We start from the raw sequence: 12377 nt of genomic DNA, 5'->3' as shown, positions 1-12377 counted from the left end.
GACACTCCGTGCCGGAAAGCACCCGCCGCGAGTCATCCTTCGGGCGCTCCTATGCGCGGGTGGGTCCGCGGATGGACGCCCGCGGGGCGGCGGACCACCGCAGGCGGCTGGTGGCAGCGGCGCGCGGAGTCGTCGTCGAAATCGGGGCGGGCTACGGGGCAACGTTTCCGTTCTACCCGGCCGCGGTGACGGGCGTGCTGGCCCTCGAACCGGACCCCACACTCAGGGAGCTCGCCCGGGCCGCCGCCAGCCGGGCGCCGGTGCCGGTGACCGTGGAGGACGGCGTGGCGGAGTCGCTGCCGGCGGCGGACGCCTCGGTCGACGTCGTCGTCTCCAGTCTGGTGCTGTGCAGCGTGGCGGACCAGTCCGTTGCCCTGGCGGAGATGGCCCGGGTCCTGCGGCCGGGCGGCTTGCTGCTGTTCTATGAACATGTCCGCTCAGCCCACCGGGTGCTGGGGGCCGCCGAAGACCTGGTCACCCCTTTGTGGAGCCGGATGGCAGGCGGATGCCACCCCAACCGCGACACTGCCGCCGCGATCGCCGGGGCAGGCTTCACGGTGCAGGGCCTGGAGCGGTTCGGCTTTTCGGTCCTCCCCGGCAACCCGCGGCTGGCCCACGTCCTGGGGCAGGCCAGCAAACCCTGAGCGCAGCCCCCGCGTGGCATGCCCCGCGCGACGCTCCTGCCCAGTTACTTCGGCCCACGGCGCGCTGCGGCCCGGGATTCCTTGGTTCCCAGCTGAAAGGGCGACCTCCCGGGGCTTGCAACTGGGCTGGAACGCCGGGCAACGGGCGCCACCGGCTGGACTCCACGCAAAAGGGGTGCCTGCCGCGATGGCAGACACCCCTTGCGTGAGTCAGTGAGACCGGTGTGAGGCCCGGAGCCTAGGCCTTCTTGGGCGGCAGTGCCAGCTTGAAGACCTTGGCCCAGGTGGAGCCGACCTGCTTCCAGATGGGCCCGGTGGTGTACGGCAGTCCATACCGCTTGCAGATTTCCTGGACCTTCGGCGCCACCTCGGCGTATCGGTTGGACGGAATGTCCGGGAAGAGGTGGTGCTCGATCTGGTGAGAGAGGTTACCGGTCATCAGGTGCATGAACTTGGAACCGGAGATGTTGGCTGAGCCGATCATCTGCCGGACGTACCAGTCGCCGCGGGTCTCGCCTTCGACCATTTCCTCGGTGAACGTATCGGTGCCCTCGGGGAAGTGTCCGCAGAAGATCACCGCGTGGGCCCAGACGTTGCGCACCGCGTTAGCGGTCAGGGTGCCGTAGAGCGCCTGCTTGCCGGATCCGGTCAGCATTGCGACGGCGGGGGTGGCGGCGTAGTCCTTTGTGAACTGCGTGAGCGCCTTGCGGCCGAGGGCCTTGAGGTCCTTGGTGAGGGCCTCCTTGGACTTGTTGCCCTCCTTGTAATCGTTCAGCTCGAGATCGTAGATCGCGATGCCCCACTCGAAGACCGGGGCCAGCAGGGCGTTGTAGAGCGGGTTGCCCAGGTTGAACGGCTTCCACTCCTGGTCAGCGTCCATCCGCAGGAGGTTGTATCCGACGTCGTTGTCCTTGCCGACGACGTTGGTCCAGCGGTGGTGCAGGTCGTTGTGGGTGTGCTGCCACGAACGCGCCGGGGTCACGAAGTCCCACTCCCAGGTGGTGGAGTGGATGTCCGGGTCCCGCATCCAGTCCCACTGGCCGTGCAGGATGTTGTGGCCGAGCTCCATGTTTTCCAGGATCTTGGCCAGGCTGAGCAGGGTGGTCCCGGCAACCCAGGCTGCCTTGTGCTTGCTGACCAGAAGCGTGGCGCGCCCGGAAATCTCCAGGCCGCGCTGGATCTTGATCATGCGGCGGATGTAGGCGGCGTCAGACGATCCGCGCTTGGCAAGGATGTCGTCCTTGATGGCGTCGAGTTCGCGGCCCAGCTCGGCGACCTGTTCGTCGGAGAGATGCGCGGCAGCCGGGGGCCGAACCGTGGGGCTGCCGGTCTCGGCGAGGGCGCCGCGCCGCGTCTTCACGGCAGCAGGCGTCTTGGCAGCGTCATCGGCGCCTTGGGGAGCGTCCTCGGAAATGTCAGTCTTGTCGGAAACAATCGTCATGCGGTGGGTACTCCTCAGAGGTCGAGGTTAACGGGTCCGGCGGCTGCCGAAACACACGTCTGGATTAGTTGGCCGGGCTCGCCGTGGACTTCGTCCGTGCGCAGGTCACGGACCTGGCCGGCCCGGAGGGGGATAAGGCAGCTGTGGCAGATGCCCATGCGGCAGCCGCTGGGCATCAGGACGCCGGCGTCCTCGCCGACGTCGAGCAGCGGGGTGTCGCCGTCGGCTTCGACCTCGCGGTCAGACGCCTCGAACGTGACCAGGCCGCCGTCATGCCCTTCCCCGCCGGCGAGCTTGGTGCTGAAGCGCTCGATGGTGAGGGTGGCTTCCGAAGGTTCTTTGGTTGCGGTCTCCGCCTCCCAGAGCGCCTCGGCGTCGTCGAGGAAGCTCTCGGGGCCGCACGCGTAGGCTGCACGCTGGCGCCAGTCCGGGCAGAGCTGCTCGAGTCCGGCAATGGAGCTGAAGTCGATCCGGCCGCGTGCGCCGGTGAACCAGTGGATGACGCGGAAGTTGGGGAACTGGTCCGCCAGTTCGGCCAGTTCCTCGTGGAAGATGGCGTCCGCCGGGGTTCGGGCTGTGTGGATAAGGACGACGTCGGAGTCCGGGCGGTGCGGGACGAGAGTGCGGATCATGGACATGACCGGCGTGATCCCGCTGCCTGCAGTGAGCATCAGCAAGGGGCGCGGGTGCTCGGGGAGGACGAAGTCGCCCTGCGGCGGCGCCAGGAAGAGCACGTCGCCGGGTTTGGTGTTGCGCACGAGGGTCCCGGAGACGGCGCCCATGTCGCTGACGGTGATGGCCGGGTCCTTGCCGGCGGGGGCGCTGAGCGAGTACGACCGCCAGTGGCGGACGCCGTCGAGCTCGACGCCAATGCGGGCCCACTGGCCGGCAAGGTGCGCTTGCCAGCCGCGGCCGGGACGGAAGAAAATGGTGGCGGAATCGGCCGTTTCTGGAACCACCCGGGTGACCACGCCGCGCAGTTGGCGGGCAGAAAACACAGGGTTGAACAGCGACAGAATGTCTTCTGGAGCTAGTGGGGTGGTCAGTAGAGATGCGGCGCGCGCCAGCTTACGGAGCCGGATCATTTATCAATCTTATGTCAGAAAGGGTCATACTTCTTCACCCAAGGCATACGATCGACCAGAAGAAACTATCCCTACGCAACAATTTTACGGAACCAGCCACATGAACGCTCCCTCGACCGGCGCCCCCGGCTCCCCCGCCTACGACCCCCCATGGCTGGCCCTGCCCCGCGAGGTCAGCGACGTGCTCCGGCCGATGATGCCGGGCATAGTCGAAGCCATCATTGATGCCGTGCCGCAACTCGTGCCGGCCTACGCCAGGCCGATCGAAGGCCGCTTCGGGCGCGGGCTGCGCCGCGGCGTGGCGGCCGCACTGGACCGCTTCCTGCAGTTGCCGGGGACCCGGCTGCCCGCACTTTCCGAAGAGAGCAGGCAGCTCGTGGCAGGGCTGGGGAGCGGCGAGTTCCGGCAGGGCAGGAGCATGGACGCGCTGTTGAGCGCCTACCGGATGGGGGCCCGCGTTACCTTCCGCGAGATGTCCCGGGTGTCCGTGGAGCACCATCTCGGCCAGACCGTCGTGGTGGATCTGGGCGAATCGATCCTGGCCTACATCGACGAGTTGTCGGCGGTCAGCGCCGAGGCGTATGCCTTCGAACAGTCCGAGCGGGCCGGCGCGGTGGACCGCCGGCGCACCGAACTGCTGGACCTGCTGCTGCTGGGACAGGCCGATGAGGCCGCCCTGCGCCAGACGGCGGCGATGGCCGACTGGTCCCTGCCGCAGCGGATGGTGGTGGTGACCCTGCCGGTGGAGCGGTCCGCGGGACTGCGGCTCCGGCTCGGCCCGGGAACGCTGGTTATCGAACGTGAGACCGACGCCGTCGCCCTGGTTCCGGCGCGGAAGTCCAAGTCCGCACGGGCGGACCTGGAGAAGGCGCTGCGGGGCCGCGGGGCCGCTGTGGGGCCGGCAGGCGGCTGGGAGAAGGTCCCCGATTCCTTGCGGCTGGCAGTGCTGGCAGCCTCGGTCCTGCCGCCGCGCGACGGCCCGGAGGATCCGCCGATCTGGGCTGACGAACACCTGGCCGAGGTGATTCTCGGTGCGGAGCCCTCCGCCATCGCGGAACTGGCCAACCGCCGACTGGCACCGCTGGAAGGGCTGCGTCCGGCCCAGCGCGAGCGACTCGCCGAGACGCTGCTTTCCTGGCTGCGGCACTGGGGCCAGCGCGCCCCGGTGGCGGCAGAGCTCGGCATCCACCCGCAGACCGTGGGCTACCGGGCGGCGCAGTTGCGTGAGCTGTTCGGCGACACCCTGGAGGACCCGAAGGCGCGGTTCGAACTGGAGCTGGCGCTGCACGCCGGCAGGCGTTAGGCGCGGCAGGCGTTAAGCGGCTCCGCCTAGCTGGCGATCGCTTCCCTGCTCTGCAACCGCATCTCCAGGTCGTTCATCACGATCGCGGCCAGGTCCTCCAGCGTCCTGGTGTCGGCGGCGCTGAACTCCCGGGGTTCCCGGTCCAGGATGCAGAAGGTGCCCAGGTTGTAGCCGTCTGGCGTCCGCAGCGGGACGCCGGCGTAGAACTGCAGGCCGAACTCGCCCGCCACCAGCGGGTTGGCGAGGGTGCGGGGATCCTTGGTGGCGTCCTCGACGATCCAGGCGTCGTCCTGCAGGATCGCTGAGGCGCACAGGCCCGGGTCGCGGCCGATCTCCGTGACGTCGGTGCCGTGGTGGGCCTTGAACCAGATGCGGTCGTGGTCCACCACACTGACGATTGCCACGGGAACCGAGAACATCCGTGCCGCGAGGCCAGCGATCCGGTCGAAGGCGCCGTCCGCCGGGGTGTCGAGGATCCGGTAGCGTTCCACGGCGCGCATCCGGGCTTCCTCGTCGGTTTCGGCCGGCGATTCCTCCTGGCGGTGGCGTGCGGCGCCGTTGATGACTTCCTGGCGCAGCGCGAGCGAGACTTCGCGTGCAGGCGGCCGGTCTGCCGGGTCGCGGGCAAGCATGGAGGACAGCAGCGACGTCCAGATGGGTGCAATCTCTTCGGGGATGTCGGGATCGTGGAGTAGCCGGGCGACGGCGGACTGGATCGGCGCGCCCGGGTAGGCCATCTTCCCGGTCAGCGCTTCGAGCAGCACCAGGCCGAGGGAATACACGTCGCTGAGCGGCCCGGCGGGTTCGCCGGCGGCCTGCTCGGGGCTCAGGTAGGCGGGGGTGCCGGAAGTTCCGCCGTCGTCCCCCACCGGGCCTTTGCCCATCATGACGGCGACGCCGAAGTCGCTGAGTTTCGCCCGGGGGCGCCGGTCCCGGCTGCTGTAATCCACCAGCAGGATGTTGGCCGGTTTCACGTCGCGGTGCACGATTCCGTGATGGTGGATGTAGGAGAGCCCGTCCGCGAGGTCGTGGCCGATCAGGGCCATGTGGGCCGCGGAAAGCGGCCCTTGGGCGGCGCGGTGGCGCAGGTCCGGTCCACGGACCAGTTCCATCACCAGGTAAGTGAGGCGGGCCTCAGGGTCACTCAGGTCCGCGCCGGCGTCGAACAGTGTCACGAGGGCATGGTGGCTCATCCCGGCAAGGATGCGGATCTCCTGGCCCTGCCGGCGGGTGTGTTCAAGATCGTCCGCGTCATCCCGGAAGAGTTTGATGGCCACGTCGCGCTGCAGGAGTTTGTCAAAGGCGCGGTACACGGTGGACTGGCTTCCCCTGCCAATGAGGGTCTGGATCCGGTAGCGGCCGCTCAGCAGAAATCCGGGTTCCATGCCAAGTTTTCTGTTGTAGTCAGTCAAGGATTGTTCGTTGTCCCTTGTATGCGGGGCCCGCCGACGGAGTCGTGCGGGTCAGTCCAAAAAGCAGGAATTGTGGGGCACCCGCATGATGGCAAGGCTACTTATGATACCGCGTAAACGTGGTTCAGGAAGACCTCTCACGGACCAATTTTCCTGTCCGCCTACGGGGGTGTGGTCCTCTATTTGGCGGGGTTGTGCGTGCCGATCGGCAGCAGGGTCAGGTCCGGGTGGTTCTTCTCGATCCGGCGCAGCGCCCACACGTCGTTGAAGAGGGCGAGGTATTCGCCGTCGGAGCGCAGCAGCACCTCGGCGCCGGGCACGGTGGCGAGCGCCGCCATGGCGTCCGCCGTCGAGATCCGGGCAATCGAATAGGGCAGGCGTTCCAGCCGCATCGGTGCGCTGAAGTCATGCGCCATGCGGTCCTCCACCACTTCGAACTGCATGGGGCCGACGGCGGCAAGCACGGGCGCCTGATCGCCGCGGATGTCCGAGCGGAGCACCTGGATGACACCCTCGTGTTCCAGCTGCTCGATGCCGCGGCGGAACTGCTTGAAGCGGCTGGGGTCCTTGGAGCGCGCCACCTGGAAGTGCTCGGGGGCGAACAGCGGGATGGCGGGGAACTCCACCGGGTGCTCGAGGAAGAGGCTGTCGCCGACCCGCAGCGAGGAGGCGTTGACGAGGCCCACGACGTCGCCGGGGAAGGCCTCGTCAATGACCTCGCGTTCCCGGCCGAAGACCTGCTGGGCGTACTTGGTGGCGAAGGACTTCCCGGTCCGGCCCTGCGTGACCACCATGCCGCGTTCGAAGATGCCCGAGCAGACCCGGATGAAGGCGACGTGGTCCCGGTGCGCCTTGTTCATGCCGGCCTGGACCTTGAAGACGAAGCCGGCGAAGGGCGCGTCGACGGGCCGCGCGGCGCCGTCGACGTCGGGCCGCGGGGCGGCCGGCGGGGCGAAGTCGACGAGCGCGTCGAGGATCTCCTTGACGCCGAAGTTCAGGGCGGCGGAGCTGAAGAGGATCGGTGTGGCCTTGCCGGCGTGGAAGGCGTCGACGTCGAACTCGAGGTTGGACTCGATGACCAGCCCTGCCTCGTCGACGGCGTTGGACCAGTCATCGCCCTGGCTCGCCGCGGCCTCCTCCGGGGTGAAGTACTCGGTGAGGGCGATGTTGGCGCCGGCGTTGTTGCGCTTGAACTGCGCAAAGCGGTCGTTGCGCAGGTCCCAGACACCGCGGAAGTCACCGGAGATGCCCACGGCCCAGGTCAGCGGCATCGGCTGGAGGCCGGTGCGCTCGGTGATCTCATCCATCAGCGCCAGCGCGTCCAGGCCCGGCCGGTCCCATTTGTTGATCACGGTGATGATGGGCAGGTTGCGCTGCTTGCAGACCTCGAAGAGCTTCATCGTCTGGGTTTCCAGGCCCTTGGCGGCGTCCACGAGCATCACGGCGCAGTCGACGGCGGCCAGTACCCGGTAGGTGTCCTCGGAGAAGTCCGCGTGGCCGGGGGTGTCCAGCAGGTTGATCACGGTGTCCCGGTAGGCGAACTGCAGGGCCGCTGAGCTGATGGAGATGCCCCGGTCCTTTTCCATCTGCATCCAGTCCGAGACCGTTTCCTTGCGGTTGGCCTTGCCGCTGGAGGCGCCGGCGGTGCCGATCACCTTCGCGTGCAGCGCGAGGGCTTCGGTCAGCGTGGACTTGCCGGCGTCGGGGTGTGAGATGACCGCGAAAGTCCGACGCCGGGCCGCCTGCTTGTGAATCTCCTGGACTCGGGCGGGGCTAAGGACTTCTTGAGACACGGTGCTACTTTCGCTGCGGCTTTGAATGATTGCGGTCCCGGGCCTGCGGGATCCGGCTGGTGCGCGGGTTATTCGGAGGAGCGCGGGCTGTTCGGGAGTTCTGCGGAACTGCTGGAGTTAGTTGGGGCGCGGCGCCGGGCAGACGGTGCACCCCAAGGCTCCAAGTTTATCGCAGCACGTGCCGCAGCCGCGAAGTGGTCCCGGCCAGGGAGCATCAAGGGTCAAAAGTGCGGTCGCGCAAAGGGCTCCTGCCAGGCATTCCGGAGGCGTTCCGGCGGGCGTCTTTTTGGACCACTTTGGGGCTTGTCCGTGCGGAAGTTGGCCCGCTTTACCTCTACTATGGTGAGAGCGGGGAACCGAGTACTTTTGATCCTGCCGGCAACACAGGGAAAACACTGGAAACCGGCGCACCTGCGGGCAGAGGCCCGCACCTTTGAAGGGAATATCTATGGCTCGGAGCCCTGAAGATTCACTCAAGGCGACGCTGGGCCGAGTGGCTCCGGGCACCGCCCTCCGCGACGGCCTGGAGCGCATCCTCCGCGGGCGGACCGGCGCCCTGATCGTGCTGGGTATCGACAGGACCATCGAATCCATCTGTTCCGGCGGCTTCGACATCGGCATCGATTTCTCCCCCACCCGCCTGCGGGAACTGGCCAAAATGGACGGCGCCATCATCTGCGACAAGGACGCCAGCAACATCCTGCGTGCGGCCGTCCAGCTGGTGCCCGACTCCAGCATCGAGACCCAGGAATCCGGCACCCGGCACCGGACCGCCGAGCGGGTGGCCATCCAGACGGGCGTCCCGGTGATCTCGGTCAGCCAGTCCATGCAGATCATCGCCCTCTACGTGAACGGGCTGCGGCACGTCCTGGAGGGCTCGGAAAAGGTCCTGGCCCGCGCCAATCAGGCCCTGGCAACCCTGGAACGTTACCGCTCGCGCCTGGACCAGGTGACCAGTTCCCTGTCGGCCCTGGAAATCGAGGCCATGGTGACGGTCCGCGACGTTGCCGTGACCCTGCAGCGCCAGGAGATGGTCCGCCGGATTTCGGAGGAGATTTCCCAGTACGTGCTGGAACTCGGCGAGGACGGCCGGCTGCTCTCGCTCCAGCTGGACGAGCTGACCGTGGGCCGCGGCCCCGGCAGCGACGTAATCATCCGCGATTACTCGGGCCCGGACACGTCCGCCGAGGACATCGACCTCGCCGTAAAGTCGCTCGTGAACCTGGGACCCACCGAGCTGATCGACCTGGGCAAGATCGCCGGGATCGTTGGCTTCGCCGGCGGCGAGGCCAACCTCGACGCCGTCGTCCAGCCGCGCGGCTACCGGCTGCTCTCCGGGCTGAAGGCTGTCCCGAAGGCCGTCGCAGACCGCCTGGTGGACCATTTCGGCGGCCTGCAGTTCCTGATGGCGGCCACGATCGATGACCTCATGACGGTGGATGGCATCGGCGACCAGCGCGCCCGGACGGTCCGTGAGGGCCTGAGCCGGATGGCCGAGGCCAGCCTTTTGGACCGCTTCCTCTGATTCCCGCCGCCCCCGTCGATTGCTCCGTAGGTGCCCTTTTGGACCCTCAAAACGGCACCTACGGAGCAGCCGACGGGATCAGTTGAGCTGGAACACGGCTTTGGGGCTGGTCTTGTTCGCCAGCCGCGCGGTGAAGACGTAATAAGCGCCGCCCGCTCCCGGTTTGGCCTCGATCGGCGCACAGCCCTGGAGTGTGCGGTTGCGCTGCCAGGGGAAGTTTGCCGTCTCGCTTTGCCCCGGCGCGACGGTCTTCACGAGGTCGGTGGCATCCGCCTGGCAGTCAGTGGAGGAAAAGATCCGGTCCGAACCGCTGGTCACGAGGAATTCCATCTGGGAAGTGCCGATATTGATCTCGCACGGAACCCGGTTGCCGTTCGTAACCTTTAGCGTCAGCACCGGGTTCTCGCCTTCGGCGTAGGCGGGCTTGTCCGTGGCGGCGGTGACGGTCACGAGATTCTGCTCGCACCCGTTCCCCTCCGGAGTGGCCGAAGGTGAAGCCGTGGTTTCCGGTCCGGCGGCGGGTCCCGTTTCCTGGCCCGACGGCGCCGCTTCTCCACCGGAGGAAGACTGCCCGGCGGAGGAAGACTGCCCGGCGTTGAGGACACTGGAGACGGCGGCGAACCCGCCGATGACGACGGCGATCACGAGCAGCAGGGCGGCGCCCACGAACAGCCGGCGGCGGCGGTAGACGGGGCTGACCGGTTTCCGGGCCGGCTTGCGGGCAGGCTTGCGCGCCGCCGTTGCTCCGCTGCCGGAAGCCCCCGGCCGGGAACCCCGGGTTCCTGAATTGTCTTGCCTGCCCATCCTTCTAGGCTAGAGAACCGCGCCGGGTATGGAGCCCTCCCACGCCGCGGGCGGACTGTGGCCCTCATCTATTACGCTGAATCCATCAAAGCTCTCGCCGACTCCCCCGCTGCCCCCGTTGTTGCCGCCCGCCCGGAAGATACTCCGGCGGCCCTCCCGCTGCCCGCCATTCATGACGCCCTCGCCGCCTGGTTCGAGGCGAACGCCCGCGACCTGCCGTGGCGCGCTGCTGACTGCACACCGTGGGGCGTGCTGGTCAGTGAGATCATGCTGCAGCAGACCCCGGTGGTGCGTGTGCTGCCGGTCTGGGAGGAGTGGCTGAAGCGCTGGCCCGAGCCTGCCGACCTGGCCCGTGAGCCCGCCGGCGAAGCGGTCCGGGCCTGGGGACGGCTGGGATACCCCCGGCGCGCGCTGCGGCTGCACGCGGCCGCCGTCGCGATCGGCGCCAGCCATGGCGGCAGGGTCCCCGGCACGTACCCGGACCTGCTGGAGCTGCCGGGGGTGGGGAGCTATACCGCTGCGGCCGTCGCGGCTTTCGCCTTCGGGCGCCGTGAAACCGTGGTGGACACCAATATCCGCCGCGTGCATGCCCGGCTGTTTTCCGGCGCGGCCCTGCCGTCGCAGGCGCTGACCGCCGCCGAGATGCGGCTGGCCGCGCAGGCGCTGCCCGACGACGTCGGCTCCTCCGTCCGCTGGAACGCATCCGTCATGGAACTCGGGGCGCTGGTGTGCACTGCGCGGTCGCCGAAATGCCGGGAATGCCCGGTCAGCTCCTCCTGCGCCTGGCTGGCCGCCGGCGAGCCGCCGCCGACGTACATGCCGAAGGGGCAGTCGTGGCACGGAACCGACCGCCAGGTGCGGGGAGCCGTGATGGCCGTGCTCCGCGTTGCCGAGTCGCCGGTGGCCCCGGAGTTGTTCCAGCGGGCTCCGGTGGACCTCGGCTTCGAACCGGACGGGATCGGAATTCCGCTTGCCGCCCTGCACCGGCTCAACTCCGCCCCGGAGCAGCTGGAGCGCGCCCTGGCCGGGCTCCTCGTCGACGGGCTGGCCGTGCTGCATCCTTCCGGTTTTCAGCTTCCCGCCTGATCCCGTCCACCCTGATCCGCCCGACCGAAGGCCCTAGCTGAACGGGACTCCCGGAACTACCCTGAAACATGCGCACGTTCGCGGCAGTGGCGGGTCTGGGTTGCGCGGCACTCCTGGTCACCGGGTGCCAGACCGAGGCGGCATGCCCCGCGATCGCCCAGGCTCCGGTGGTTGCCCTGACCGTGGCGCGCGAGTACGCCGGATCCGTGAAAACCCTCCGGCTGAAGGCCTGCCAGGACAGCCGGTGCACGGAGGCCGAACTTGGGCTCCTGCCCGGCAGCACGTCGGTGGATCAGGGCTGCGAAGCGGGGTCCGGCGGCGGGGACCGGCCCTGCTCCGCAACCTCCTCGCCGGACGGCACCCTGACGGGGATGCTCCTGCTCGATCCGCTGACGGAGTCCCCCATCGAGGCTGCTTCAAGCGGCACCGGCACCGACGGGCTGCCCCTGGCGGTCCGGACCCTGACCTTCACCCCGCGGGTTGCGTACCCCTACGGCGAGCAGTGCGGAAGGTTCATCTCGGCTGGGGTGCTGCTGGATGCGGAAGGCCTCCGGCAGTCCGGCTAACCCGCCCGGAGCAAGGAGTACAGCGTGAACTCGAAGAACATCAGCCACTGGATCCGGGCAGGGCTATGGGCGCTGCCGGTATCGGCGCTCGTTACTGCCTGGGCGACGCTTGAGCCGCAGCCGGACCAGGAGAAGGACCCGGATGCCTGGGCCCGGTTCGTCAGTTCCGATTCATACCAGGTCAGCCATATCTTCGGCAGCACGGCCGGCACCATCCTCGCGATCTTTGGCGTCTTTGCCCTCGGCTGCTGCCTGGCAAACAGCCGGGTTGGGCGGCTGGCGCTGGCGGCGATGGTCACCGCCGTCGCCGGCACGGCATTGCTGCTGGTGCCGGCCGCGGTTTCCACCTTTGCCACGCCGGCAATCGGCAGAGCCTACCTGGCCGGACACCACGACGTGATGCAGCTGGAATTCCCTTGGTCCATGACTGGGGCGTTCCTGCTTGGCCTCCTGCTCGCCCTCCTTGGCAACGTGCTGCTGGGCGTCGCGGTGTGGCGTTCCCACGTGCTGCCCCGCTGGGCCGGGGCGCTCTGGGTGGCCGGCGCCGTCGTGTTCTATGCCCTGGGGGTTGTTCTGGGCCTGGCGACGACGGGAAGCAGCCTGCCGACCCAAGCCGCGGGGGCTTTGCTCATGGCGGCTGGCGGCGGGTGGATCGCATGGAGTTGGTCCCGGGAAGCCGCGCCGGCACCGGACCTGACCGCGGCCGGTACGGCGTGAG

General features: G+C 68.3%; 11 protein-coding genes. 6 read left to right on the top strand and 5 right to left on the bottom strand.

Annotated elements, in window-relative coordinates:
* Nucleotides 1-8 precede the first annotated feature (8 nt).
* Entirely contained in the window at nucleotides 9-644 is a 636-nt protein-coding gene (locus tag LDO13_RS00925; protein WP_224048227.1) for a methyltransferase domain-containing protein, read from the top strand.
* 238 nt (nucleotides 645-882) lie between these two features.
* Here LDO13_RS00925 and LDO13_RS00920 read toward each other — a convergent pair whose 3' ends face one another.
* Entirely contained in the window at nucleotides 883-2085 is a 1203-nt protein-coding gene (locus tag LDO13_RS00920; protein WP_224048226.1) for an acyl-CoA desaturase, read from the bottom strand.
* A 14-nt stretch (nucleotides 2086-2099) separates the two neighbouring features.
* The gene (locus tag LDO13_RS00915) at nucleotides 2100-3170 is read right to left on the bottom strand and encodes a ferredoxin reductase (RefSeq protein WP_224048225.1); all 1071 of its coding nucleotides are present in this window, start codon (nucleotides 3168-3170) and stop codon (nucleotides 2100-2102) included.
* 100 nt (nucleotides 3171-3270) lie between these two features.
* Here LDO13_RS00915 and LDO13_RS00910 point away from each other — a divergent pair, with 100 nt between their 5' ends.
* On the top strand, nucleotides 3271-4473 hold the full coding sequence (locus tag LDO13_RS00910) for a helix-turn-helix domain-containing protein (protein ID WP_224048224.1): 1203 nt from the start codon (nucleotides 3271-3273) through the stop codon (nucleotides 4471-4473).
* 26 nt (nucleotides 4474-4499) lie between these two features.
* Here LDO13_RS00910 and LDO13_RS00905 read toward each other — a convergent pair whose 3' ends face one another.
* Both LDO13_RS00905 and LDO13_RS00900 read right to left on the bottom strand, forming a co-directional pair.
* Nucleotides 4500-5858, bottom strand: a complete 1359-nt coding sequence (locus LDO13_RS00905; RefSeq protein ID WP_224048223.1) for a GAF domain-containing serine/threonine-protein kinase — start codon at nucleotides 5856-5858, stop codon at nucleotides 4500-4502.
* A 206-nt stretch (nucleotides 5859-6064) separates the two neighbouring features.
* Nucleotides 6065-7678, bottom strand: a complete 1614-nt coding sequence (locus LDO13_RS00900) for a peptide chain release factor 3 (protein WP_224048222.1) — start codon at nucleotides 7676-7678, stop codon at nucleotides 6065-6067.
* Nucleotides 7679-8126: 448 nt separating this feature from the next.
* Between LDO13_RS00900 and disA the strand changes: the two genes are divergently transcribed.
* Nucleotides 8127-9203, top strand: a complete 1077-nt coding sequence (gene disA / locus LDO13_RS00895) for a DNA integrity scanning diadenylate cyclase DisA (RefSeq protein WP_224048221.1) — start codon at nucleotides 8127-8129, stop codon at nucleotides 9201-9203.
* Nucleotides 9204-9281: 78 nt separating this feature from the next.
* On the opposite strand, the gene LDO13_RS00890 is transcribed toward disA, so the two are convergent.
* Nucleotides 9282-10007, bottom strand: coding sequence for a hypothetical protein (locus LDO13_RS00890; protein WP_224048220.1), 726 nt, complete (start codon nucleotides 10005-10007; stop codon nucleotides 9282-9284).
* Nucleotides 10008-10166: 159 nt separating this feature from the next.
* Here LDO13_RS00890 and LDO13_RS00885 point away from each other — a divergent pair, with 159 nt between their 5' ends.
* The 3 genes from LDO13_RS00885 (at nucleotide 10167) to LDO13_RS00875 (ending at nucleotide 12376) form a co-directional block, all read left to right on the top strand.
* A complete protein-coding gene (locus tag LDO13_RS00885; protein WP_224049851.1) occupies nucleotides 10167-11093 on the top strand; it encodes an A/G-specific adenine glycosylase in 927 nt (308 codons plus the stop codon).
* A 68-nt stretch (nucleotides 11094-11161) separates the two neighbouring features.
* Nucleotides 11162-11659: a hypothetical protein gene (locus LDO13_RS00880; protein WP_224048219.1), complete on the top strand. Its 498-nt coding sequence runs from the start codon at nucleotides 11162-11164 to the stop codon at nucleotides 11657-11659.
* Between the two features lie 24 nt (nucleotides 11660-11683).
* Nucleotides 11684-12376, top strand: a complete 693-nt coding sequence (locus tag LDO13_RS00875) for a hypothetical protein (RefSeq protein WP_224048218.1) — start codon at nucleotides 11684-11686, stop codon at nucleotides 12374-12376.
* Nucleotide 12377 lies beyond the last annotated feature (1 nt).

It is taken from the genome of Arthrobacter sp. NicSoilB4, assembly GCF_019977335.1.
In the GTDB taxonomy this organism is placed as follows: domain Bacteria; phylum Actinomycetota; class Actinomycetes; order Actinomycetales; family Micrococcaceae; genus Arthrobacter.
The sequence above is the reverse complement of the archived record's forward strand: the minus strand, read 5'-3'. Positions and strand labels throughout refer to the sequence as shown.

Coding starts and splice junctions, on each gene's coding strand:
- LDO13_RS00920 (WP_224048226.1), bottom strand. CDS start 2,085: ATGACGATTGTTTCCGACAAGACTGACATTTCCGAGGACGCTCCCCAA.
- LDO13_RS00915 (WP_224048225.1), bottom strand. CDS start 3,170: ATGATCCGGCTCCGTAAGCTGGCGCGCGCCGCATCTCTACTGACCACC.
- LDO13_RS00910 (WP_224048224.1), top strand. CDS start 3,271: ATGAACGCTCCCTCGACCGGCGCCCCCGGCTCCCCCGCCTACGACCCC.
- LDO13_RS00905 (WP_224048223.1), bottom strand. CDS start 5,858: ATGGAACCCGGATTTCTGCTGAGCGGCCGCTACCGGATCCAGACCCTC.
- disA (WP_224048221.1), top strand. CDS start 8,127: ATGGCTCGGAGCCCTGAAGATTCACTCAAGGCGACGCTGGGCCGAGTG.
- LDO13_RS00890 (WP_224048220.1), bottom strand. CDS start 10,007: ATGGGCAGGCAAGACAATTCAGGAACCCGGGGTTCCCGGCCGGGGGCT.
- LDO13_RS00880 (WP_224048219.1), top strand. CDS start 11,162: ATGCGCACGTTCGCGGCAGTGGCGGGTCTGGGTTGCGCGGCACTCCTG.